Origin of the sequence: Ktedonobacter sp. SOSP1-85 (genome assembly GCF_016587415.1) — a bacterium.
Classification (GTDB): Bacteria; Chloroflexota; Ktedonobacteria; order Ktedonobacterales; family Ktedonobacteraceae; genus Ktedonobacter.
The window spans coordinates 6,289,472-6,313,581 of sequence record NZ_BNJI01000001.1 but is presented as its reverse complement, the minus strand read 5'-3'; the positions used below and the strand labels follow the sequence as shown (position 1 = coordinate 6,313,581).

17 protein-coding genes and 1 pseudogene are annotated in these 24,110 nt (G+C 54.4%); 7 read left to right on the top strand and 11 right to left on the bottom strand.

Features of this window, described 5'->3' with window-relative positions; translation table 11 throughout:
• Nucleotides 1-278: 278 nt before the first annotated feature.
• The 5 genes from KTE_RS26420 to KTE_RS26400 form a co-directional block, all read right to left on the bottom strand.
• Nucleotides 279-2,663, bottom strand: a complete 2,385-nt coding sequence (locus KTE_RS26420; protein WP_201386287.1) for a thiopeptide-type bacteriocin biosynthesis protein — start codon at nucleotides 2,661-2,663, stop codon at nucleotides 279-281.
• A 30-nt stretch (nucleotides 2,664-2,693) separates the two neighbouring features.
• A complete protein-coding gene (locus tag KTE_RS26415; RefSeq protein WP_201386278.1) occupies nucleotides 2,694-3,230 on the bottom strand; it encodes a hypothetical protein in 537 nt (178 codons plus the stop codon).
• Between the two features lie 93 nt (nucleotides 3,231-3,323).
• A complete protein-coding gene (locus KTE_RS26410; RefSeq protein WP_201386276.1) occupies nucleotides 3,324-3,794 on the bottom strand; it encodes a hypothetical protein in 471 nt (156 codons plus the stop codon).
• A gap of 196 nt (nucleotides 3,795-3,990) precedes the next feature.
• A complete protein-coding gene (cydB, locus tag KTE_RS26405) occupies nucleotides 3,991-5,049 on the bottom strand; it encodes a cytochrome d ubiquinol oxidase subunit II (RefSeq protein ID WP_201386273.1) in 1,059 nt (352 codons plus the stop codon).
• Between the two features lie 2 nt (nucleotides 5,050-5,051).
• Nucleotides 5,052-6,446, bottom strand: coding sequence for a cytochrome ubiquinol oxidase subunit I (locus KTE_RS26400; RefSeq protein ID WP_201386272.1), 1,395 nt, complete (start codon nucleotides 6,444-6,446; stop codon nucleotides 5,052-5,054).
• Between the two features lie 509 nt (nucleotides 6,447-6,955).
• Between KTE_RS26400 and KTE_RS26395 the strand changes: the two genes are divergently transcribed.
• From KTE_RS26395 to KTE_RS26380, 4 genes and pseudogenes are all read left to right on the top strand, one after another.
• Nucleotides 6,956-7,978: a universal stress protein gene (locus tag KTE_RS26395; protein WP_201386271.1), complete on the top strand. Its 1,023-nt coding sequence runs from the start codon at nucleotides 6,956-6,958 to the stop codon at nucleotides 7,976-7,978.
• Between the two features lie 224 nt (nucleotides 7,979-8,202).
• Nucleotides 8,203-8,571, top strand: a pseudogene (locus KTE_RS49740) (universal stress protein); the annotation flags it as partial.
• Between the two features lie 755 nt (nucleotides 8,572-9,326).
• Complete coding sequence (locus KTE_RS26385) at nucleotides 9,327-9,794, top strand: universal stress protein (protein WP_201386268.1); 468 nt, start codon at nucleotides 9,327-9,329, stop codon at nucleotides 9,792-9,794.
• Complete coding sequence (locus tag KTE_RS26380) at nucleotides 9,770-10,351, top strand: universal stress protein (protein WP_201386266.1); 582 nt, start codon at nucleotides 9,770-9,772, stop codon at nucleotides 10,349-10,351. The genes KTE_RS26385 and KTE_RS26380 overlap by 25 nt, the downstream gene beginning before the upstream one ends.
• A 164-nt stretch (nucleotides 10,352-10,515) precedes the next feature.
• Here KTE_RS26380 and KTE_RS26375 read toward each other — a convergent pair whose 3' ends face one another.
• On the bottom strand, nucleotides 10,516-12,576 hold the full coding sequence (locus KTE_RS26375; RefSeq protein ID WP_201386264.1) for a PAS domain S-box protein: 2,061 nt from the start codon (nucleotides 12,574-12,576) through the stop codon (nucleotides 10,516-10,518).
• A gap of 537 nt (nucleotides 12,577-13,113) precedes the next feature.
• Between KTE_RS26375 and KTE_RS26370 the strand changes: the two genes are divergently transcribed.
• Both KTE_RS26370 and KTE_RS26365 read left to right on the top strand, forming a co-directional pair.
• Nucleotides 13,114-15,471, top strand: coding sequence for a phosphoketolase (locus KTE_RS26370; protein ID WP_201387250.1), 2,358 nt, complete (start codon nucleotides 13,114-13,116; stop codon nucleotides 15,469-15,471).
• A 347-nt stretch (nucleotides 15,472-15,818) separates the two neighbouring features.
• Nucleotides 15,819-16,253, top strand: a complete 435-nt coding sequence (locus KTE_RS26365; RefSeq protein WP_201386262.1) for a GNAT family N-acetyltransferase — start codon at nucleotides 15,819-15,821, stop codon at nucleotides 16,251-16,253.
• A gap of 96 nt (nucleotides 16,254-16,349) precedes the next feature.
• Here the strand turns inward: KTE_RS26365 and murB are convergent, their stop codons facing one another.
• From murB to KTE_RS26350, 3 genes are all read right to left on the bottom strand, one after another.
• Nucleotides 16,350-17,459 carry a UDP-N-acetylmuramate dehydrogenase gene (murB, locus tag KTE_RS26360; protein ID WP_201386260.1) on the bottom strand — a complete coding sequence of 370 codons (1,110 nt, stop codon included), beginning with the start codon at nucleotides 17,457-17,459 and terminating at the stop codon, nucleotides 16,350-16,352.
• A 163-nt stretch (nucleotides 17,460-17,622) separates the two neighbouring features.
• A complete protein-coding gene (locus KTE_RS26355) occupies nucleotides 17,623-18,753 on the bottom strand; it encodes a cell wall metabolism sensor histidine kinase WalK (RefSeq protein ID WP_201386258.1) in 1,131 nt (376 codons plus the stop codon).
• A gap of 564 nt (nucleotides 18,754-19,317) precedes the next feature.
• Nucleotides 19,318-21,378 carry a PAS domain S-box protein gene (locus KTE_RS26350; RefSeq protein WP_201386257.1) on the bottom strand — a complete coding sequence of 687 codons (2,061 nt, stop codon included), beginning with the start codon at nucleotides 21,376-21,378 and terminating at the stop codon, nucleotides 19,318-19,320.
• A 155-nt stretch (nucleotides 21,379-21,533) separates the two neighbouring features.
• Here KTE_RS26350 and KTE_RS26345 point away from each other — a divergent pair, with 155 nt between their 5' ends.
• Nucleotides 21,534-22,394 (top strand): DoxX family protein, encoded by an 861-nt coding sequence (locus KTE_RS26345; RefSeq protein ID WP_236600578.1) that lies wholly within the window; start codon nucleotides 21,534-21,536, stop codon nucleotides 22,392-22,394.
• A 124-nt stretch (nucleotides 22,395-22,518) separates the two neighbouring features.
• Here the strand turns inward: KTE_RS26345 and KTE_RS26340 are convergent, their stop codons facing one another.
• Both KTE_RS26340 and KTE_RS26335 read right to left on the bottom strand, forming a co-directional pair.
• Nucleotides 22,519-23,235 carry a response regulator transcription factor gene (locus KTE_RS26340; RefSeq protein ID WP_201386256.1) on the bottom strand — a complete coding sequence of 239 codons (717 nt, stop codon included), beginning with the start codon at nucleotides 23,233-23,235 and terminating at the stop codon, nucleotides 22,519-22,521.
• Nucleotides 23,236-23,564: 329 nt separating this feature from the next.
• Complete coding sequence (locus tag KTE_RS26335; protein WP_255552988.1) at nucleotides 23,565-23,921, bottom strand: cupredoxin domain-containing protein; 357 nt, start codon at nucleotides 23,919-23,921, stop codon at nucleotides 23,565-23,567.
• Nucleotides 23,922-24,110 lie beyond the last annotated feature (189 nt).

Below are 24,110 nucleotides of genomic sequence, written 5' to 3'. Positions count from 1 at the left end.
TTATCGTCTCCGTTTTACAACGTTGTAAACAAATGTAACATGCAAAATTTACCTTTGTCAATATATGTAGGAAGATATCCCAGGGCTTTTTGAAAAACAGAATTGCTGCAATGGCTTCCTGGTCGGTGAAATCGTCCGAATAGGCAGATACTCGATGACTCCAGTGTTGGTCGAGAAAAAAGCGCGTCTCGTCATCGGACAAATGGGTCCATCTGCCTCCACAAATTTGCCCTGGTGCGCAGATTGGCTGCCTCAACCAGATACGAAAGTGCAAGCATTCAAGGGGTGACTGGAGCCCGCTCTAAACCTTCATATGTACGCAGGAGGAGTCCAATGACTTCCTCTTCTGCGAGACGATTGAGGCCGAGGAGCCGATTACAATGCATATGTACATAGCTACTATAAAGTGATGTGAATGACTGAGAGAGGGCCTCTTGCGCATGGAGGGCAGCCAGCTGTTCAGCAACAGGAAGTACCTCTTCACGACGCTTCCCTAGTACCAGAAGCACCTCCCGACCACCTGCAAGCGTCGCCAGAAATGATGCTGGATCATTGAGCAACGAGCGCAATGACACACGTTTTTGCCGGTACGTTTTTCCCACCTGCTTCCTCTCTTTCACCCTTTGGCGATACCACTTCAGCCTCATTGGCCCGGAGGCTCCCAGGCTGGCGAGCAGATCATCAACACTAAGAGCAGCCAGTAGATCTTTTTCCAGTTCTAACGTGTGCGCCTGGCTGAGGAGAGCCACAAGGTCTGCAGCGGCGCGGCTATCAGCACCGAAGAGGCGCTCGGCAAGTCCGATGCCTGATAAACCACCATAGCGCTCGATCTCGCGGTCATAGGTATCGAAAGCAAAACGCAAACACGTGCCTCTCATCATGAGCGAGGAACTCCATTGGCAGACCAGGGGTAGTAATCTCTCTCTCAATATCCTGGGATCGCCAGAGAAGCGCAGGCGAATATGGGGATCGGGATCGCTATAGCGGATGAAGAACCAGTCCTGAGCAAGGCCTTCCTTGAGTGCGTCATGGGCAAAGGAGCGCAGTGGTCCAGCAATCAAATCTTCTTGCAGATTGAGGCCCACGTAAAGCTTTACAAACAGCCATTCACTGCCAGGCGCTTTAAGGCGCTGTTCGCGTAGTATCAGATTTTTTGACGCAGCAGAGTCGGTGGAGGCCGCTGTGCTGTGGCTGGTATTTGGCTTCTCGCGTCTGATTAAGGGAACCACGCACTCGGTGATATAGTGTCTACCCGGACCGTGGACCCATGCCTGATCCAGCGCAGGAAAGACTTCTTGCAAGATGAGGGCACCGTTTGGAGGCAGACTCTGTAGTTCTGTGCGGAGTTCATCGCATTGCTCCAGATTTTCAAGATCAAGCAAGAGGCGATTATCCATCATGCTCAGATAGACATAGCGAGGAACGTTCCAGCAGGTACGCCAGGTGGTGAGCGCCGCTCGAAATGTCTCGAGCGAGGAGGAAGAGAGTTCTCGATCACGCATATCAGTGCTGATGCGCCACCGGGCCAGCGAGAGTACCAGGCGATCCACCTGCACTCTGGGCAGAAAGGGAAAGGTAGCCGCGCCACCCCAATTGAAAGGAGTAAGCAAAGGGGTTCCATCAAGACCAATGCTCGTGAGGAGACGAATAAGAGGCGGCGCACTCGTCGAGGTAAGCATATGACTCACGCGTGGAATGACCTCAACGTCCTTCTGTGGCCAGCGCAAAAAGAACGTATCGTTACGAAGCCCAACGACCAGCTCATCGAGGGGAATCGTGCGCTCAAAAGCCGTTCCAGGAGAGGTTGCATAACAGAGCTCATGGGAATAGACGTTTGGACGAATGGCAACATTGCTTGCACGGCCCTGCTGTGGAAGATAGACCATCTCGGCCAGCAGTTTTCCTGAGGTCAACTGACTCACGCGAGTCGCCGTCTCACGAAGAATTTGCAACCCCTCGCGGGGATCAACCACAATCAGGCGGGCTCCCTTGTCGCGTGCGCGCCAGATCCATTGCATGGCAACGGGAAAACATTCCGCGACATTGGAACCAAAGATCATAATACATTTGGCCAGTTCGATGTCTGGTAGAGGAAGCGATGAGCGATCAACGCCAAAGGCCCTGCTATAGGCCACCGCCGCCGAGGACATACACAGGCGGCCATTGTAATCGATGTGGCGGGAACGCAAACCAGCACGGGCAAACTTACCCATGATATAGCACTTTTCGTTCGTCATGGAGGAGCCGCTATAGATCGAGACGGCATCGCGTCCATACTGCTGCTGAATCTGCTGCCAGCGGCCCGCGATATAGTCCAGGGCTTCATCCCAACTGACTCGCTCCAGGGGGCTTCCCTTCCCGCCCTTACGCATGAGTGGATAGCGCAGGCGATCAGGGTGATTCGCCTGCTGATAAGCGACAACCCCTTTGGGACAGAGTGAGCCACGATTATGTGGGTACAGGCGTGGTTCGACGCCAATAACCTTTCCATGGTGGACCTTGAGGTGCATCCCACATTGCACACCACAGAAGGAACAATGGGTGGGGACAAGATGCTCCGCCATGCGATCGGCCTCACTCCATTCCACCTCCGGGCGACCAACTGATTGAAAATCATAATTTGGCTTCCGTCCCACCTCAAAAATATCTTTATTGACAGACATGAATATTACCTTTCTCGCATACTCGTTCCACTACAGGAAGCGTTTCCCCATCATGTGATAATAGGCCTGGCCCCGCAACAGACGTTTGCAGGTTGGACAGTAATCGTGTAGCGAGTCGTGCTCCTTATTGAGGGTATAATCCTGCCCCAGGTCGCGAAGCACCCCCTTGAGGCCGGCAATAAATTGTTCGGAGGGCAGCTCATGGCCACAGCGTTTACACTGTCCGGTGCCTATTGTGTGCTTGTCATCAGTATGCTGCGCGTAGTGGTCAACATCCTGGTTGACTGTCTGGTAGAGCGTGACACCGATACTGGCGGGTCGCTGGATGATGTGAAAGAACTTGCCAAAGGGAAGCATGAGTAGCCAGAGGACGACCGTCATCTGGTGGGTCAACGAGATAAACCAGTAGAATTGTCCCCCCCACCAGAGAGAAGAGGCGGTGAGCCCCAGGCCAGTCACGCAGATCGCAAAGAGCAGGATCAGAGGGAGCAAGTCAAAACCGAAACGCTGCGTGAGGAAGAGCCCCGTCTCTTTTAAGCGTCGCCAGAAGGCTATCGCCAGCCCCACGATGAGCAGTGTTGCGCTAAAATCCAGCCCATGATAGATCGCAAAACCAATCCCCGTCTCTATGGGAAAGATAACGGTGGGAAAGCCAAAAAATCAGATCTGGTACTGGGCAGGCGACACCAGTGTAAAGCGTAACCAGCCAAAGGTGAGAGGAAAAGTGATCATCAATGAGATAATCACTCCCCAGAAGATGCACATATGCATGATCCAGCGCAAGAAGCTACGCTTCAGAATAAAGGTCTGGGCAAAGATATCCGTCCACCAGGCTTGGGGGATCAGGAGTGTATAGCGGCGAAAGTTGCGTAGCGACAGGAAATTGACCCAGCCAGCTTTAAAATAACGCCATGTAGGCGGACGACCAATCCAGAGTGTGTAGCGATACGCCAGCGCTCCAATCATAAAGACGGAGGAGACGGCGTAGCCAATGAGTGCAGCGTCAAAATCCCGTAGGCCACGCGAGCCAACCACGATAAGGACAATGAGGATTGCTGTGGCAAGCAGCGCGACCACCAGCGCCGAGAGGCGAGGGCGGCTCCCTCTCTCCTGTTTGATATTCCTCTCCATTCATTCGACTCATTTCTAGCAAAGCAGGGCCCTTTATAAGGGACAGGCTGTTTTTTTCCTCTAGTATAGGTAATTATCACGAATATCCTATCGTATCAAGGTACAAATTGCAGATAAGCCCTCTTTCTCTGATACCTGGCGCTGATCGTATCTCAGAGACGCAGAGAGAGACTCCTGCGCCTCTGAGATACTTGATTCACATGGTGTAGCTCTCCAGAGAATCCGTCTTATGCGGCGTGCCCGTTTCACCATGATGGAGCGGCGCGCGCAGGCGTTTGCGGAAAACCCAGTAGGTCCAGGCCTGGTAGGCCAGCACGATGGGAACCATGGTCAGGGCAATCCAGCTCATCACGGTCAGCGTATAGGGGCTCGAAGAGGCATTGTAGATTGTGAGATCCCAGGCATGATTGAGGCTGGAGATCATCACGCGTGGGTAGAGACCCTGGAAGATGGTCAAGGTCGAGAGGATGATGGTCAGGCTAGTCATACCAAAGGCCCAGCCGCTCTGACGGCGATAGACCAGCCAGCCGCATGCCAGCAGGGCCGCACCAGCTCCTAGCGGCGCGACTCCCGGATCAATACCCAGACGGGTAAAGATATCCGTTGTGACATAGCCCGCAATGACGAAAGCAAAGACCAGGAGCGTGACACTGAGCCAGAGTGTTTTTGCCATCATCTGGGCTTTCAAGCGTACGTCCCCTTCGGTGCGCAAGCTCAAGAAGAGAGCACCATGCAAGGTGAACAGGCCCACAAAGGCCATCCCTCCCAGCAGGGCATAGGGATTGAGCAGGTTCCAGAAACCGCCAACATAGTTCATGTGCGCGTCAATGGGTACGCCCTCCATGATATTGGCGATCGCTACACCCCACAGGAATCCCGGCAGCACGCTCCCGCCGAAAAGCATCCAGTCCCAGAAGGTGCGCCAGCGCGTCCCCTGGTCACGGTTGCGAAATTCCAGGGCGGCCCCGCGCAGAATCAAGGCCACCAGCAGCAGTAAGAGCGCCACATAGAAGCCGCTGAAAAGGGTCGCGTACCAGTTGGGGAAGGCCGCGAACATCGCACCACCCGCGGTAATCATCCAGACCTCGTTGCCGTCCCAGAAGGGGCCAATGGCATCAAGCATGATACGCCGCTCGTCATCATTCTTGCCGATGAAAGGCAGGAGGATACCTACGCCAAAGTCGAAGCCCTCCAGGAAGAAAAAGCCTGTGAAGAGCACGGTAATCAAGAGAAACCAGAGCGTATTCAGATCCATGACTAGTATCCTCCTACCAGAATGGCCGCGTCTTCGTCGACCTGTTTTGCATCCTCAGCGGCGACAGGATCAGCAACACGTGCGTACTTCAGCAACAGATAGCCATCGACAAGGGCAAGACCACCATAGAGAAGCGTATACACTACAAGGGAGAGGAGCACAGTTGGCGCCGTGACGTTTGGCGAGACCGCCTGGGCCGTTTTGAGCAGGCCAAAGACAATCCATGGTTGGCGACCAATTTCCGTCATAATCCAGCCAGCGCTATTGGCGAGGTAGGGGAGTATGGTCGCGGCGACGAGCAACCAGAGGAACCAGCGCGTCTGCTCAAGGCGTTTACGCCAGACCAGGAAGAGGGCCGCCAACGAGAGCAGGATCATGACCACGCCCGCCCCCACCATCAAGCGGAAGCTCCAGTAGGTAACGGCAACGGGCGGGACATAGTCGCCAGGGCCATACTTCGCTACATATTGCGCTTGTAAGTTGTTAATCCCCTGGATCTGTCCACCGGCTTCGTTGTACGCCAGGATGCTTAACAAATCGGGAATGCGAATAGCAAACACATCGCTGCGATTCTTCTCATCTCCAATCGTAAAGATGGAGAAGGCGGCGGGATCTTCGCTATTCCACAGGGCCTCTGCCGCGGCCATTTTCATAGGTTGTACGCGTACCATGTGCTGAGCCTGGGTATGGCCGACGAGAGCGACCAGGAAACTCCCCAACAGGGCCGCGATCAGGCCAATAGTAAACGAGCGGCGGAAAAACTCCTTGTTGCTGTGCTTTCTCAGAAGATGATAGGCGCTGATACCCAGGAGAAAGAACGCCCCTGTGACCACGCCGCTAAAGAAAACGTGCGGGAATTGCACCAACACATTGGGATTGGTGATGAGCGCGAAGAAATTGGTCATCTCGGCTCGCCCATTGTGCATGGTGTAGCCCACCGGCTCCTGCATAAAAGAGTTCGCGATCAGAATCCAGAGCGCCGAGATATTTGAGCCGAGAACAATCATCCAGGCACAGAGCAGGTGCAGGCGTGGCGAGAAGCGTCCCCAGCCAAAGTGCCAGAGACCGATAAAGGTGGACTCCAGGAAGAACGCGAGGAGAGCCTCGATCGCGAGTGGAGCACCAAAGATATCGCCGACGAAGCGGGAATAGTCAGACCAGTTCATGCCGAATTGAAACTCTTGCACCAGGCCGGTGACTACGCCCAGGGCAAAGTTGATCAGAAAGAGACGACCCCAGAACTGGGTCATCCGTTTATACATTTCATTGTGGGTACTGACATACAAGGTTTCCATGATGGCAACCAGCAACACAAGCCCTAGCGTCAGTGGAACAAAGAAAAAATGATAGATGGTTGTGATACCAAATTGCCAGCGAGAGAGAGCCAGGACATCCATACTTCCTCCTCCTTATACGTGCACAAGGCCGCTCTTTGATATACAGGCGAGCGTGCTCTTCTGGTCGTCGTCTATAACTCTTCCTAACAATAGCCTGCGCGTCTCTCGACGAAATCTCGGCTCTCCTGACCAGTATCACAAAGCGCTTACAGGTTGTCTTGTTGTCGTTCGTGAAACTTGCACTCCAGTCGCTGGAGCAAGACCAATATCGTATGGGCTATATAGAGGTGAAACCGATGTCCAGCTCAAAGCTGGTTTCTGCGTGAGGAGAGCGCAGCAGTTCCTGACGGGACGTCAGCGGAAGTGAGCCTCCCGTCACATTTGTAGCGGCTGTAATTGCTGGCACGCCAGATACCATCGCATGTCGTGATGACGCTGTGATATCCCCGGGCAAGAGCGAGAAAGGCGTGTGATATACAGCCTCTACACTCCTAGTGAAGCTCACTGTTAACATCTTGATGCCGCTCCTCAATGTGCGTCAAGGTCCGAGTGGATGAAGGAGATTACCTATGTTTCAACGCATGCTTATCCCGCTAGATGGCTCAACACGTGCTGAAGAGGCATTGCCCATGGCGGCATACCTGGCACGCGCAACCGGCGCCTCGCTGCTTCTGGTAAAAGTCATCGCGCCAGAGCTTCTCTATACCGGCCTCTATCCCACGGTACCCGGCTATATGGCTGAACAAGTTAGCACAACATTCATCAATGATGCTGAAACGTATCTCAAGCACATCATTCGCATCTCGAAAATGGAGGATATCTCAGTCTCTACAGAGGTAATTGTTGGCATCCCAGGTGCGACCATTGCGCAGGTCGCAGGAGAACACCAGGCAGACCTTATCGTGATGCGTAGCCAGGGGCAGACAGGGGTCGCACGCTGGCTCTTTGGCAGTGTCGCACAGTATGTTCTTCGCCACAGCCCGGTCCCAGTTCTGGTCATGCGCGATGGATGTTCTCCGTTGATGCTTCAGCCTGCTCAGTCATTCCATGTGCCCCGGGTATTGGTGCCGCTGGACGGCTCACCCCAGGCTGAGGCAGCCCTGGAGCCCGCGGCTGAGATGGCACGCCTCCTGGCGGGAAGCACACAAGGGCAGATCCATCTCACCTGTGCAGTTCGCTCCGTTACCGCTCATGAACATTTCACCATCGCCCAGGCGGAGCAGCAAAACAAGGCTGTGCAGGCGGAAGCGGAGGCCTACCTGGCCGCTATCGCCACGCGCCTGCGCACAGGCGAGTTCGCCTCATCGGCACTGACGACAACCTATTCCGTGGTAACGTATACGCGTGAAGAGGAGATCTGGAAACGCATTTTTCGCGAAAGCGAGTGCATTGGCGATGTCCCGGGATATGCGGGCTGCGATCTCATTGCCATGTCTACCCATGGCAGAACTGGTCTGCAACACCTCTTGCATGGGAGTATTACAGAGCATGTTCTGGATAGGACAATGGTGCCCCTGCTGATTGTGCATGCGCATACCGCGCCCAAAGAGTATACCCCGAGCGCTACGAAGGTTTCACATCAGCAGATATAAGAAAGAAACGTTTGCCTTAAAGGTATGCTAGTGGGATCTCACTGGAGTCACTGCATAGCAGGTCATCCATTGTGATAGTTTTGTGCGGAGGAGTGGGGCTCCTGTGATAAGGCGGTGAATATGCTGGTCTATGCTTGTGAAAGGCAGCAGGGAAACGTCTTTCACAGCCTTTTCCAGAGAACGGCAGTATATTGTAACCATTGTCACAAGGGAGGAGCGCACGTATGTTTCGCCAAATTCTTGTTCCACTCGATGGCTCCCGGCGCGCGGAGCACGCTATCCCTATCGCGGCCCAGATGGCTCAGGCCCAGCATGGAAGCCTTGTGTTATTACGCGTCGTCACGCCAGCGATTGAGTGGTGGCCCGCGTCTCTGGCGCTTCCGGCATCAGCTCAAATTGCGACGGCCTCCGCGTGTGAGGAAGCAAGCGCCTACCTGGATACCCTGCTCGCCTTACCCTGGTTGCAACATTGTCCAGTTGAACCCCTGGTCGTGGTTGGACCTGTTGTCTCAACGCTTCTCGATGTGGCGCGTACGCACGAATGCGATGCTATTATCTTGTGCACCCGCGACCACGAGTCTTTGTCTTACCGGGTGAGCAGGAGCGTGACCAGGGAGGTACTGCGCCACACAGCATTACCCGTCCTCATCTTGCATGAGCATGGACCACATCCACACATGGGACCTGACCAGACACAGCAACCATTACGCCTGTACGTGGCCGCGAACGAGCGAACTCATGCCCGCTCTGTGTTCCAGGCAACAGCGTTCCTGGCCAGGGTGCTTGCCGCCGGGAGGACGGTTGTTCATCTGGTGGGGACGGTGCAAATCAGCCCTGCCAGGGAGCCTCTGGAGAGACGGCTTTCCTCCGCGCAGGAGCACCTGCAGGCCATCAAGGACTCCATGTTTGATGATAGCGCCGGTAGCCATCTCCCCGTCACCTGGAGCCTTGATGTTGGCAGCGACATCACGGACCTATTGGTACGGCGCGCCGAAAACAGGGAAGCTTCAGAGAAAGCAAGCACAGCCGGAGCCCCTGATGCCATCCTGCTCCTCATGAAGGATGAGGCCTATGGAACCACGCCCTGGCCGATGGGTGATGTGATTGAACGTGTGCTGGTCCAGACGAACCTGCCCCTCCTCGTTATCGAGGCGAATGAGCAGCGATCAAAGGAGGGAAGGATCTGTGAGGGCACTGCGGCAAGAGGCGCTGTGTTGCAGGCATAGTAGGATAAGCGCTTGACGATGAGGGTCATCGTAGACCATGACGAAAAGCGAAGGGAAGAGCCTGTACTGCCTGATACCGTAGACAGGCGCTTTTCTTAACAATAAGAAGAAGGAGTTGTCTTATGATGAGACGGATTCTTGTTCCCCTGGATGGTTCAACGCGAGCGGAAGGCGCATTGCTTCCCGCGGCACAGCTGGCACGGAAGACTGGCGGATCGCTCTTCCTGGTGCGCGCGACATTGCTTCCTACGGAGTATGCGTGGATCTCTGCTGATACAACGATGATCCTGGCCGATGCTCTAGAAGCCGACCAGAAAAGCGCGCACGATTACCTCAATCAGGTCACGACCTTTCCCTGTTTGGAGGGCCTTGAAGTGGCCACGAGCGTTGTTCAGGGTGATCCCGCGACCGCGATTCTGGAGTATGTCCAGCAAGAGGAGGCGGACCTGATTGTCATGTGCCGTCACGGCAAAGGAGATGCGAAACGCTGGGAAGCGTCGCCCAAAAGGTCGTGCGCCATAGCCAGGTCCCGGTCCTGGTGTTCCATGAAGAGGATACCCTTGACATGTTCTCTACGAACCAGGAGATAGCGGTACTCGTTCCCCTGGATGGATCGGCGCTGGCTGAAGAGGCGTTGCAGCCGGCAATCGAATTGAGTCAAGCCTTCTCACTCTCGGGCACGGCCACGCTACATCTCTTGTGTGTCCTCCCGCTTTTTGTGCAATACGGCGTAACGGATAAAGAGGGCTCGCCGCTGATGCACGATGCCCAGCGCTACCTGAAAGAGCTTGAGGTGCGACTTCTTCGTGAATGTCCACCAACGATGCACTTACATCTGACCTCCTCACTACATTATGATATCGAGGTTGCCCAGGCCATCCTCGACGCCAGCGAGAAGGGGCACCTGGCAGACCAGAATACCCCTGGCTGTGAGTGCATCGCCATGGCGACCCATGGGCGCAAGGGGCTGGCGCGCTGGGCAATAGGAAGCATTACCGAGCTGGTGCTCTCAAGAGCCAGTCGACCACTACTCATCGTGCGACCAGCGAGCATACGCAAAGCCCATTCTGGTCCTCACGAGATACAACTGAAAAACGGAAAAACGCAAGAGGAGTGGCAACAACACCCCTTCGTGGGATTGTTCTAGTGCTATTAAAGGGGAGGCGGTGATCATAATCACCGCCTCCCCTTTTTCCCTCAAAGAAGTACACACGTGTGCTAGTGAACCGTGACAAGCGCGTGTTGGCGGACCTCTGTAATGGCAGAGCTGAGCGGGGATATGCCCACGTAGATGAACTTAAAACGCGGGCTTTACCTGTGTGAGATGGTATCTGCGGTATCCTGTGTTGCCAATGGAAGCGTCAGGAAGAAGGTCGTGCCCTTCCCTTCTTTGGACTCAAACCAGAGCCGTCCTCCATGTTGCTCGATGAGCGTACGACAGAGATAGAGACCCAGGCCAGTGCCAGTGATGCCAGCGGCCTTCGCATTATCGGCACGCATAAACCGGCCAAAGATTTGGGCCTGTTGCTGTTGAGGGATGCCAATACCAGCATCCTGCACGCAGATGTCGACCGATTGGGCTGCAATATTCGCTTCAAGCTGCACAATCACTGGCCCGCCTTGTGGACTATATTTGATTGCATTGGTGAGCAGATTCGTTAATACCTGTTCGATGCGCCTGGGATCGATAGGGGCTTCGAGGGTTGTGTGTTCTGTTCGCAATTCCAGGTGATGCCGGGTCGCCGTCTGACGGAAACGTTCCACAACCCGTTGTGCCAGGGAAAGCACGTTTGTCGGAGCACGCTGTAAGACAATCTGGCCTGCTTGCAAGCGAGTGACATCGAGAAGGTCTTCGGTCAGATCCGTGAGGCGATCAGTCGCATACTCGATATCCTGTAACATCTCCTGTTGCCAGTCAGCCAGTTGTGGACCATGACCACGTGCCGTTTGCATGATCATGCTACTCACGGATGTTTTGAGGATCGCCAGGGGCGTACGCAATTCATGGGCCGCGATGCCAATAAATTCGTCCTTGAGATATTCCGTCTCTTTTAATGCGCTGACATCCTGGTGAATGACCAGGGCCAGCGGCTCCTGTTCCTGGGGCTGACTTTCTTGCGTCTCTGGCGTCTCTACACTGTGCCAGTATGCTGAAGTCAGCGGCACGGCATTGACCAGAATAGGGAGGCTTTTCCCCGTGGGCTGACGAATAAATTCCTGATGTTGAAAGACGGTTTCCCCATGCAGGAGCGCGCGCATGGTCGCCCAGGCCTCAGAAGGGAACTGTTGTCCTTGCTGATCAACAATAGAAATAGTGTGCGTCTCGAGAAACGTCTGCATAGGCTGCTCGAGAGGCCAGACAGCACCCCAGATCGTGGCAGCCGCACGATTCGCCAGCACCAGGCGCGCATCCTTCCCATGGACGACATAGATACTGCTTGGTAAGCTATCGAGAATTTGTTGGAGAAAGGTGCGCTGGGATATGGTGGTAGCGTGGATCCGCGATTGGGCCTGTTCTACTTGCCTCCGCTCAGTAATGTCCCGGTTGATCTCTAAGATAGCTGTTGCTGATCCCTGTGGATTACGAATAAGAACCTGCCGGCTTTCTACAATCACGACATGGCCGTCACGATGGATATGGTGAAGTTCTCCCTCCCATCGACCCTCTCGCTCAAGCTGTGCATCAATGGTCGCTTGACTCCCTGAAAAGCGGGTTTTCAGCAAGGCGTGCGTTATGCGCCCAAGAACTTCTTGAGCCGTCCAGCCGTAGAGTTCTTCCGCTCCATGGTTCCAGGAGAGGATGCGATTAATGGGATCTCGTACGAAAATAGCGTCGCGCGAGAGATTGATGAGATCGGCTTGCATACGGAGACGCTCGGCTTGCTGTAGGCGCTCCTGCTCCAGAAGACGCTGGAGGGTCATATCACGAATCGCGCCAATGACATGCACTGTTTCTCCCACGAGAACCGGGCGCAGGCTAATATCCACGGGAAATTCGCTTCCATCTTTCCGCTTCCCAAACAGATTGAGTCCGGCTCCCATAGGTCGCATACCTGGTGCAGCAGTATACGTGGTGCGATGGGCGACATGTGCTGTCCGAAAACGTTCAGGAAGCAAGCACTCTAGAGGTTGACCAATCAACTCCTCTTGGCGATAGCCAAACAGGACCACCATCTGCTCATTTGCATGAATGATGGAGCCTTCATGACTGACCACAATCAATGCGTCAGGAGAGAGACGCAGCAGATCTCGTAACGTTGCCATCGTCGTACACTCAAAAGCACTCGCATCTTTCACCTCGATGAAGTGCGTTGCTTCTGCGGCATATATATCGCTATGCTGTTGGTGATGAGCGTGGCGATTCTGATTCATGAGCAAAAACCTCTTTGAGATATGGTTGATTGTAGTTTGGTCGCTCTCTTCACCCGTGACTTTTCAACTATTTCCCAGCTTTGCTGGAACGAGAGGTGCGTTTGTCATTTGTCAGCACCCCTGTCTATCTTTTTCTCTATACTACCACATGAGGTTAATTATTCGGTAGGGGATGATACATGGACAAGGTTTTCTTGGCCGAGTGCTGCAAGCCTATTCTGGCTGTGATGTGCTCGTAATCAACGGTGACAATAGTCGCTTTTTCGCGGACATATGTTGCTTATCCTTCTTTACCTGACAGGCAAATAGCTGGGTTCATCAGAAGTGAGAGAGGGATCTCACCACACAGCCTGCCCAGGGCAAGCTGTCTCTTTGTCACTGGTCGTTTACAAGGATCAGGCGACGTGCAGGCAATGTGAGGCTCGTATACTCATTGTGTGCTTGTGCCCCATTTTTTGTGAGTAGATCGTGTCATCACTGCGCTATCCTCTCTAGAGAACCAGTAATTAGGTAGACACATTTCACAAGGAGAATATGATGTCACTGCTTGATCCGGCATATCTTGATTTGCTCCATCGCTATTGGAATGCAGCGAACTATCTCACTATCGGACAAATTTACTTGCGGGAGAATCCTTTATTACAGGAACCGCTACGCCCCGAACATATCAAGCCGCGACTCCTCGGCCATTGGGGAACATCACCGGGTCTGAGCTTCATCTACGTGCACCTGAATCGCCTTATTAAAGAATATGACGCCAATATGCTGTATCTGGTCGGCCCTGGACATGGTGGGCCTGCGATCTTAGCGAATGTCTATCTGGAAGGTACGTATTCGGAGATCTATCCTCACATCACACAGGATGCTGAGGGCATGCGTCATCTCTTCCGCCAGTTCTCAACACCGGGGGGCGTCCCAAGCCATGTCAGTGTCCCAACCCCAGGCTCTATTCACGAAGGAGGAGAGCTTGGTTACGTGCTTTCGCATGCCTTCGGCGCGGCATTTGACAATCCGGATGTGATTGTCGCCGCTGTTATCGGTGATGGAGAGGCAGAGACAGCGCCACTAGAGGGGGCCTGGAAAAGCATCAAGTTTTTGAACCCGGCTCGTGATGGAGCTGTGCTTCCTATTCTCCATCTCAATGGATATAAGATCTCTGGTCCAACTGTGCTGGGACGTAGCAGTAACGACGAGATAGCCAGTCTCATCGCGGGTTATGGCTATGAGGCCCATTTCGTTGAAGGCGACGATCCTCTGCACATGCACCAGGTTTTTGCTGAGACGCTCGATACCTGTTATCAGCAGATCCGTTCTACGCAAGAGGAGGCGCGCAGGAATGGTGTCAGCATGCGACCAAAGTGGCCTGCCATTATTCTACGTACCCCTAAAGGATGGACAGGGCCGAAAGAAGTCGATGGTCTCCCCATTGAAGGGTCGTTTCGCTCACACCAGGTGCCGGTAGCGGAGGTCAAAACAAAGAGCGAGCACTTGCGTCTGCTTGAGCAGTGGATGCGCAGCTATAAACCGGAAGAGCTTTTTGACGAGCACGGGCGTCTTCTTCCCGAGCTTGCAGCGCTCGCCCCCGTAGGAGAGCGTCGCATGGGAGCCAATCCGCATGCAAATGGAGGGAAGGTGCTCGTTGACCTGGATCTTCCACGCTTTACGGATTACGCTCTTGAGGTGCAGCAGCCTGCACGTGAACGCCACGAATCAACCCGTCAGCTCGGCAAAGTAATGCGTGACATCTTTACAAGAAATGCGCAGCAGCACAATTTTCGTCTCTTTTGCCCTGATGAAACCAATTCCAACCGCCTTGGGAACGTGTTTGAAGTTGAGAATCGCTGCTCGGTTGAAACCATCATGGCCAATGATGATCATATCGCCGCAGACGGACGCGTCATGGAAGTGCTGAGCGAGCACCTGTGCCAGGGCTGGTTAGAAGGCTATCTGCTGACAGGGCGACATGGCATCTTTGCAACGTATGAAGCCTTCTCGATGGTCTCGGCCTCCATGACCATTCAGCACGCAAAATGGTTGGAGGAGCAGATCAAACTCCCCTGGCGCGAGCCAATTGCATCGCTCAACATTCTGTTGACATCAACCTGCTGGCGCAATGACCACAATGGGTTTAGTCACCAGGGCCCTGGACTCATCGATACAGTGCTTTCAAAAAAAGGGACGGTGGCGCGCATTTACTTACCACCGGATGCCAACTCGTTACTCTCTGTGGCCGATCATTGCTTCCGCAGTCGCAACTATGTGAACTTGATCGTGATTGATAAGCAGCCACAATTGCAATGGCTGAATATGCAGGATGCGGTCGCGCATTGCGCGCGAGGATTGTCGACCTGGCACTGGGCCAGTAACGATGACCAGGTCGAGCCAGATGTCGTGCTTGCCTGTGCCGGTGACATTCCCACGCAGGAAACGATTGCGGCAGCCTGGTGGTTACGTCGACACATCCCAGAATTGAAAGTGCGTGTCGTGAATGTCGTTGATCTCATGACGCTCTATCATCCCTACCTGCACCCGCATGGCCTGGATGAGGCGACATTTGCCGAGCACTTTACGCAGGATAAGCCAGTGGTGTTCGCTTTCCATGGGTATCCACGAGCGATTCATGAGATCATACACGGGCGTCCCAACACGCCTCGCTTCCATGTGCGTGGCTTCAACGAGGAGGGCACGACGACGACGCCCTTTGACATGGTAGTGCTGAATGGCATGAGCCGTTATCACCTCTGTATCGAGGCGATGCGACGTGCTCCTCGTGTGCGAGCGCTCACCCCTCCTCTTATCGCTGAGTGCAACGATCAGCTTGCTCAGCACAAAGCCTATGTGAGAGCCAATTTTGAAGATATGCCGCACGTACGTGATTGGGTATGGACTGACTGAGAGAGTATTCGCATCCACTAGGAAGACGCAATGCTTGTCAAGCCATGGAGGAATGGGTGGTCCTGGCAAGCATTGTTGTGTTCCGCTGGTAATCTATCCTCAAGGAGGAGCCTGGTGAATATCCTGGTGTTAAACGCAGGATCAAGTAGTTTGAAATGCTGCCTGTACGTTGTCTCTGGCAACTTGCCAGGTGAGCCACCGGCAGCAACGTGGGCCGCTCATCTGGAGCAGATGGGCAGTGAACAGATGCAACTGCATGTGGTAACCAGCGCTGGTCGCAGCTCTGAACAGACCTTTACGGACAAGATAGACTGGTCCCTTGCCGTAGCATATACTATCAGGACCCTGTGGAGTGGTCCTATGAAATCGCCATTGAGGTAAGCGAGCATTGGCGTGGGCTAGGTATTGCCCGGCGTTTGCTCGCCTTTGCTCTTGAGTTGGAGACAGTGGAGGATCTCATTTTATGCGCGCTGGGTCTCTCCTGGCACTGGGATATCGAAGGACTCCACACTACCCACCATCGCTACCGAGAAATGCTCGTTCACCTGTTCACTTCTCAGGGATTCACCGAGTTTGCGACCACGGAGCTCGATATCACGATGGATCCGGTCAACGTCTTGTTGGTGCGGATTGGCAAATGGGTTGATACGCGCGATGTTGAAACCTTTCGCCAGGTCGTCCAACGCCCCCTTCCGTGCCGGTGTAATGTATTTTCAGGAGAAGGAACCCGTTGTGCGATGTCGGTGTCGCGCTCTCACCACTGGAGAAGACAAGAACCATGAGCGGCCCGGCTCTTGCATACAACACAAGAAGAGGGTCCACGCGCCATCAAGGCTCCCTGATGGCGCGTGGACCCTCTTCTTGAAACAGAAAACCTTTTAGACATTGGGATGCGGCTCAGTAGGTGCCTGTGCCGTGGCATAGCTCACTTCTATAGGCACAGTCTGGATCTGCTGGGTATGCCATTCGCCAAGGAGCTCGAGATTCAGCTCGAGCTGGACCCCGCAGTGGAGCAGGACCTGGTGATGCGCCTTGACAATGAGAGCCAGGATATCACTCGACGTTGCCCCACCTAGATTGACGATATAATTGGCGTCTTTGGGCGAGATCTGCGCCTTGCCGTAACATGCACCACGCAGACCAACCTGGGCGATGAGCTCATCGGCCCGCCTTCCAGGAGGATCAATAAAGACTGAGCCGATGTGTCGCTGCTCCGGCTCCGCTTGCTGGCGCGCCTGCTTCTGCCTCTCAATGAAGGAACTGAGCACGCCAGAATCCTCTCGCTGGAGATGCAGGCCCAAGCGTACCACAATCTCCCCGGGCTCAATCAGTCCTCGCGGGATCAATACCAGGTGTCCCTCGGCGTCTATTGTGGCGCGGCGCTGCTGCCGGAAGCGGCTCGTGCGATAACCGAGCGCCAGTTCCGCATGTTGATAACGCCGCATAATAGCGACGGCATCTTCGCCTTGCGCCTTCAAATTACACCCGCGCGCATCCAGGACCTCTATCCAGTTCAAGACATCGCCGAGACTCTGTGTATGAGAGCCTGCGTTGCTGACGACGCCTCCACCCAGTGTTCCCGGGATACCCACGCCGAACTCAAGACCACCCCAGCCCAGAGAGGCTGTGCGCCTCAGCAAACGTTCCCAGCGGACTCCAGCATCGGCAAGCACAAGGGCCTCTTGCTCAGACAGAGGCTCAATGTCATAGGAGGATAGCCCCATCTCCGCAACAATACCACGGATCCCAGCATCAGCGTAGAGGATGTTAGAGCCTGCGCCGACTATCAGGAGCGGCCAGTTCTCTTTCGTACAGAGTTGGACCATTTTTGCGAGCTCTTCTCGCGTCTTCAGGGTGAGCCAGAGATCAGCGGTCCCACCTGTGCCAAATGAGTTATGCCTGGCCAGAGGCTCCTGCTTATGAATACGTTGCTGAAAATGGGGAGAAAGCATCTTATAGGAGTTGTCGATGTCAAACGCTCTCATCATGTGTCCCTTTCTGCCTCTCTGTCCTACAAATACGCTCTCCTTTGGGGTTGCGTGAGCGTTGTCTGATAGGGAAGAGCATATGTGGTGTACTGATCCTCTACCAAGCAGAGGCCATACCCCCTCACAGGAATGATACAGAAACCAACAAGAGATCAGGTGCCGATCACAAAGAGCACCCCCCCTCTTCCTGGTAGGCAGGAAGGATCACATGGACAGTGCTCCCCACGCCTAACGTGCTCTCAATCCAGATCAGTCCCCGGTGCTTATGAATGATATATTTACAAAGGGTCAGTCCTAGCCCTAGCCCGCTCACTTCACGTGTCAGACTCCTATCGACCCGGTGAAAGCGGTGAAAAATGCGCTGCAACTGCTGAGCCGGAATGCCAATACCATGGTCGCGCACACAGAGCTCGATGAAGGCTTCTGTCGTCTCATGCGCTTCCTGGGCGCTCCCTTGCGGTTCAAACCTGTCCCGCTCTTGCCCGAGCAGGAGAGTGGTGGGTAAGGGGTGACGCAGGAGAATCTCGATCTCGCCTCCCTGGGGCGAATATTTGACTGTGTTGTCGAGCAACATATCCACGACATAGCGCAGCCGTTGTGAGTCAGCATACACCAGCGGCTCCCCCAACGGGTCTTCATCCTCCAGGCGCAACGAGAAGCGAAGCTGCTGCGCATGCGCATACATATGCTGTTCCCAGCGTGACCGAGCCCCTAGCAGGGCTTGTTCAGCGACCGTCACCAGATTGGTAGGGCTAAACTCAAAAAGAAGAGTCCCCGTCTCCAGTTGGGAGAGCTCGATGAGCTGATCGACCAGGCTTGCGAGATGGCTGCTTGCCTCATCGATCTCCTGGAGAAACTCACGCCGTTCCTCAGGCTGAATACGGTGTTCATAGCGCAGCAAGGTATGGGTGTAGCCCTTGATTGCCGCAAGTGGGCTACGTAACTCGTGGCTGAGGGTCTCTTGAGATTCAGCCTGGATAAAATTCCCTCCAGAAGAAGATGTATGCAGACTAAAGAGTGCGAGAAACATCATCATAAGAGCGACTCCTGCGGCCTCCTGAATGCAGGGCGACAGTATATTGGAGGGAGTCGGCTCTATGATACGCTGCGTATCGCCCGTCGTTTGCATCATGAGCAACGTGGCAGAGGGTGGCAAATGGAAAAATGACGCTGGAACCGCTTCGCCGTGCTCATTCGCATGCTCACCCACATACGCCTCCAGCACAACATGAGAAGGCAGCGTGATTGGCAGAGGATAGGAGATGCTTCCCTCTGTGAGAGGCGTTGCCCGCATGGTGGCATCCTGTGCGTGAAGAGAAGGAAGTATCTGCAAGAGATGCTGCATACTAATCCCTGCAAGGACAGAAGATACCACTGCCCATGCGTAGTGAGACCTCCTATGAGTGGAAAGTGAAGCGCCAGAACATGGGCAACTTCGCGAGAGTGCTGCTCGGGTAGGCAAAGGAGAAGCGCTCCCTGGTGCTGAGGTGTACAACGCAAGAGCATGTGAAGCAGGCGCGCTGCCGCTGTGGCTGCATCGATTTCTCCGGCAAACACTTGTTTCCCTAGCAATCGTGCATACACCATCAGATCCAAGCATGAGGTTGTTGGTGTGGTCCCCAAGCTCTCTCCAGGCACAGAAAAGCAGCCACACGTTTGTAGCATTGGAGCATTCACGGCATTTCCTTTTGTTGGCTAGTAGATCGTCACTGATGTGACTGTAGTATAGCCCGGGGAGATACACAAGCACGTCACTCGCACATGACGAGATATCACAATGCTGACACAAACATGCCGGGTTTGATGGCATCCCTTCACAAAGAAGGAGGTGGGAAAGATGGGAGAGAAGAGCTGGAACTTATGTGGCAGACACGTTCTCGCCCTGCGACACATCCCCAATGGGAAGAGTCAGGAAGAAGGTTGAGCCTTTCCCTTCCTCTGAGGTGAACCAGAGGCGTCCCCCGTGTTGCTCAACGAGCGTTCGGCTGAGATAGAGACCTAACCCTGTTCCGCTGATGCCCGCGGCCTTCGCGTTGTCAGCGCGGATAAAGCGCCCAAAGATACTTGCCTGCTGCTGTTGGGGAATGCCTATCCCGGTATCCTGGACCTGAATCTCCAGCATATTCTCGGCTGGTCTGGCAGCAAAGCGGACAATCACTGATCCTCTTTGCGGGCTATATTTGATGGCATTTGAGAGTAAATTCGTGAGGACTTGCTCAATACGTTTCGCGTCGATAGTGACTTCAAGGGCCTCTTGTGCGGTTTGTAGTTCTATATGGTGCTGCGTTATCGTCTGGGCAAAACGCTCGACCACGCGCCGGGTGAGCGCGACAATATTGGTGGGAGCCCGTTGGAGGACGTTGCGGCCTGACTGTAAACGGGTCACGTCCAGCAGGTCTTTCGTTAAATCGGTTAAGCGATTGGTCGCCTGCTCAACATCCTCGAGCATTTCCAGTTGCCAGTCTTCGAGTGGGGTGCCGTGCCCACGCGCCGCTTGACGAATTAAACTACTCACGGCTGTTTTGAGGATTGCGAGCGGCGTACGTAGCTCATGGGCCGCGATGCCAATAAATTCATCTTTGAGATACTCGGCCTGCTTGAGCACACTCACATCCTGGTGAATCACCAGGGCCAGGCATTCTTGCTCGCATTGATCCAGGGTGTGATGCTCTGAGGGCTCCATACTGTGCCAATGAGAAGAAGAGAGTGGGACAGCGTTGACCAGGATAGGCAGGCGCTTCCCACAAGGTTGTTGGATAATTTCCTGATGCTGATACACCGTTTCGTCTTGCAGGAGTGCGCGCGTGGTTGCCCATGTTTCTGGAGGGAGGTGCCCCCCTTGCGCATCCAGAATTTCAATATGATTGGTAGCCAGAAAGAGCTGCATAGGTTGCTCGAGCGGCCATTGCGCTCCCCAGATAGTAGTCGCAGTTTGATTGGCAAGCAACAAACGCGCATCTTTTCCATGAACAACGTAAATACTACTGGGAAGCGCGTCCAGAAGATGCTGGAGGAAGGCGCGCTGAGCAAGGGTGGTCTCATGGGCGCTTGATTGTGCCTGCTCCAATTGCCGTCGCCTGGTAATATCCCGATTGATTTCTAGAACTGCGGTCGTGGTCCCCTCTGCATTCCGGATTACTACCTGGCGGCTCTCCACAATGACCACGTGGCCATTGCGATGGGTATGGGTCAGCTCGCCCTCCCAGCATCCCTCACGCTCCAGTTGGGTGTCGATCTCCACCAGGCTCACCGGAAAACGCGTCTGGAGGAGGGTGTGGGTAACCCGGCCGAGCGCCTCCTGCGCTGTCCAACCGTAGAGCTCTTGCGCGCCATGATTCCAGGAGAGGATGCGGTTGATCGGATCACGGATGAGGATCGCGTCGTGTGAGAGGTTGATGAGATCAGACTGAATACGCAGGCGCTCGGCATGCTGGAGGCGTTGCTGTTCCAACTCATATTGAATTGTCATGTCGCGGATGGCCGCGATGACGATATTGGTCTGATCGAGGCGTATAGGGCGCAAACTGATATCAAGAGGAAACTCGCTGCCGTCTTTTCTCCGGCCAAACAGGTGGAGCCCTGTCCGCATGGGACGCCGACGTGGAGCCGCCGCATAGGCCAAACGGTGAGTGAGATGGGACTGGCGGAAACGCTCGGGAAGCAGGCACTCCAATACCTGACCAGGCAATTCATCCTGCTGATAACCAAATAAGATTGCTGCCTCTCCGTTTGCTGCGGTAATGTTCCCATCCATGTCAACGACGAGGAGGGCATCAGGTGAGAAGGAGAGCACATCAGCCAGAGTCGTTGACGTAATCGTTGGCAAATCCGTCATAGTGGTCTCCTGCGTCCCTTGTCCCTGCTCTGCGACACTTTTTTGCGCTGTCTGCAAATCTTGCGCCCGGTGTTCGTGTGTCATTTGTCCCTGACCTCTGAAAGAGTCTACCTCTCCTGGCGTGTGTGAGAAGCACACCCTGTATAGATCCACACCCGCCAGGAAAGCGCCGCCTGGGGAGGCGCACCTGTATCCCTTCTTTATACTACCATATTTGGGAGGCAGACAGGAAAGCACTTATGAAGCGATTTTCTGCATGTGATGCGGCTGTGATACCACTTTCCCTGGCTGTGACGGGTGAGAGACCCCTACCGGATATGCTTATCACTGTCAGGGAGGTAACAACCGAGGGCGCCGATCTACTGGTACTGGTGAGCAAGGATTGTTCTTCTCTGGGGTATCATCCGTCTTCGTTCAATCGAGAGTACACATCGTTTCAGGGAGGAAACATCATGCAGATGTTGAAAACACTTCAACCACGCGCGTCAACTCAAATTGCCGAGCCGCCAGTGGCGCGGTTCCTGTTCGCGGACACACGCATGGCCTGGCTCTGGATCATCGTTCGCTTGTATGTTGGCTATGAGTGGCTCACCGCTGGCCTGGAGAAACTGACGGGCCGGTCCTTTACGCTCGACGCGTCTTTCGGCCAGGCCGTCAAGGGAGGAGCCTGGGTCTTCAGCGGCCACGATGGGGCAGGGCTTAAGGGCTTTATCGCAGGGGCGCTGGCCCAGGCAGGAGGCCCTCATCCAGCGGTGCAGGGCTGGTATGCTGCCTTTCTCCAACACTTCGTCCTGCCCAACACTGCCATCTTTTCCTATATAGTCACCTTCGGCGAAGTCTGCATTGGCCTGGGCTTGATCTTCGGAGTATTGACAGGTATCGCCGCCTTCTTCGGTGTCTTCATGAACCTGAACTTCATGCTGGCGGGCGCGGTAAGTATCAACCCCGTCATTGGAACATTGGCTCTCTTCCTGGTGCTGGCCTGGCGGATCGCAGGCTACTACGGCATTGACCGCTACCTGCTCCCGTTACTGGGAACGCCCTGGACAGGCTCGCTCGCGAAAAAACAGGCACCTCTTCCCAAGGTTGCCACAAGTTAAACAGAGGAATCACAAACACTCTCAACGAGGAGTTGCGTCGACGCTGGCCTGGTAGCAAGCCGCTACCAGGCCAGCGTCGACGCAACTCCTCGTTTGTTCATCACGTTGGTTCGCAAGCTCCCCTTTATAGCGTGGGCTGCGGGTCGACGAGGAGATAGCCAATGCCGATTCTGGTCAGGAGATAGCGTGGTTGAGACGGTGTTGGTTCGATTTTCTGCCGGAGGCGGTTCACATTGACCTGGAGCATGTGGCTCTCTCCCAGATATTCGCTGCCCCAGACATGTTCCAACAATTGATCATGCGTCAGGACGCGCCCAACGTTCTGCGCCATATAAGCAAAGAGACGATACTCGACAGGGGTGAGCACAATGTCCGTTGCCCCTCGCTTGACCAGATGTTGCGCGTAATCGATGGTCAGCTCGCCGATCTTCGTCGTGGCTTGCATCCCTTTCCCCTCGGTCGTCGCGAAGGAGGTACGCCGAAGAACGGCGCGAATACGCGCCAGGAGTTCATCGACACTAAAGGGTTTGGTCAGATAATCATCGGCTCCTAAATCCAGCCCGAGGACCTTGTCCTTGTCCTGGCCCCTGGCGGTCATGACAATGATGGGAACGGTGGAGAACTCGCGTATCCGCGTGCAGACCATAAAGCCATCGAGTTTGGGCATCATCACATCTAAAAGCACAAGATCGGGCATTCTGGTTTCCACAGCCTGAAGAGCTTGCTCTCCATCTTGGGTAGCAATGACCTCATAGCCCTCAAGTTCAAGGCTGCGTGACACGAGCCGCAGCAAACGCGGATCATCATCAGCAGTCACAACGGTGGTTTTCTTTGCAGCCATAGCTGTCTATCCTCTCGAGGCGGCGTTCCCATGAGAAGTAATCACGTGATGAACCATGTCCTGGGAACAAGCACAACTCATCTCTCTCTGGCACGAATGTGTGCCCTTAGTATATCCCACACCACTCATTAAAGAAAAGCCGTGCCCGTGCTGCCCTCGATCAAACTCAGCCACCACCCCTGCAAAGGTACAGGCTCCTGTCTTCGTTAAGAAACAGTTCTTTGTCCGTGCGGGTAATGAAACCAAAGAGGCTCTTGGACACATTGGTATTGGTGGCAAAATCCAGTGAACCTTGAGATTGACCCGTTTTGATGGAAGGTATTGTCAACTTAGCGAGAGAAAGGAAGCGTTCTCTTGAAAAGATGAGCAAACGGAGAGGGCCGGGCATCATTGTCCGGCAGGACCACAAGTGACCCCGCCATGTAAGGGACATGGGAAGGAATATCACAGATGAAAGGGAAGATGCCGGTGCTGCTCGCGACAAAGTGTGTAGTCGGCGTTGCCTGAGCAGGAAGGGCCAGGGCAACATGGAAGGCCGGGAGGACAAAGGTATGCGCATCATCTTCGGGATTCACAAAGACGATGTTGACGGTATCTCCTTGATAGACCGTCAAGGTTTCGGGCTGAAAGCGATAGACTTCTTTCCCTGAAGCACACCACCTTGAGCAAAATCCCTGGACAAATATGGGTAGATAGGGCGCAGTTCCTTGGTGAGAACCGGAACCATGATAATGGTAAAATTACGTGTTTGAGGCGTGTATGATACAGCTCCCGTTCTGAGAAAAGGCTGTCTTCCAAGCAAGAACGCGATGTTGCTCACAACTATCAGGATGGGGAACCATGTTTTCATGCGTTTCTCATTTCACGAATGAAGG

Coding starts and splice junctions, on each gene's coding strand:
- KTE_RS26350 (WP_201386257.1), bottom strand. CDS start 21,378: ATGACACACGAACACCGGGCGCAAGATTTGCAGACAGCGCAAAAAAGT.
- murB (WP_201386260.1), bottom strand. CDS start 17,459: ATGATGAGAGCGTTTGACATCGACAACTCCTATAAGATGCTTTCTCCC.
- KTE_RS26395 (WP_201386271.1), top strand. CDS start 6,956: ATGTTTCAACGCATGCTTATCCCGCTAGATGGCTCAACACGTGCTGAA.
- KTE_RS26370 (WP_201387250.1), top strand. CDS start 13,114: ATGTCACTGCTTGATCCGGCATATCTTGATTTGCTCCATCGCTATTGG.
- KTE_RS26340 (WP_201386256.1), bottom strand. CDS start 23,235: ATGGCTGCAAAGAAAACCACCGTTGTGACTGCTGATGATGATCCGCGT.
- KTE_RS26345 (WP_236600578.1), top strand. CDS start 21,534: ATGAAGCGATTTTCTGCATGTGATGCGGCTGTGATACCACTTTCCCTG.
- KTE_RS26420 (WP_201386287.1), bottom strand. CDS start 2,663: ATGTCTGTCAATAAAGATATTTTTGAGGTGGGACGGAAGCCAAATTAT.
- KTE_RS26400 (WP_201386272.1), bottom strand. CDS start 6,446: ATGGATGTCCTGGCTCTCTCTCGCTGGCAATTTGGTATCACAACCATC.
- KTE_RS26355 (WP_201386258.1), bottom strand. CDS start 18,753: ATGCGGGCAACGCCTCTCACAGAGGGAAGCATCTCCTATCCTCTGCCA.
- KTE_RS26385 (WP_201386268.1), top strand. CDS start 9,327: ATGATGAGACGGATTCTTGTTCCCCTGGATGGTTCAACGCGAGCGGAA.
- KTE_RS26380 (WP_201386266.1), top strand. CDS start 9,770: ATGTTCTCTACGAACCAGGAGATAGCGGTACTCGTTCCCCTGGATGGA.
- KTE_RS26410 (WP_201386276.1), bottom strand. CDS start 3,794: ATGGAGAGGAATATCAAACAGGAGAGAGGGAGCCGCCCTCGCCTCTCG.
- KTE_RS26375 (WP_201386264.1), bottom strand. CDS start 12,576: ATGAATCAGAATCGCCACGCTCATCACCAACAGCATAGCGATATATAT.
- cydB (WP_201386273.1), bottom strand. CDS start 5,049: ATGGATCTGAATACGCTCTGGTTTCTCTTGATTACCGTGCTCTTCACA.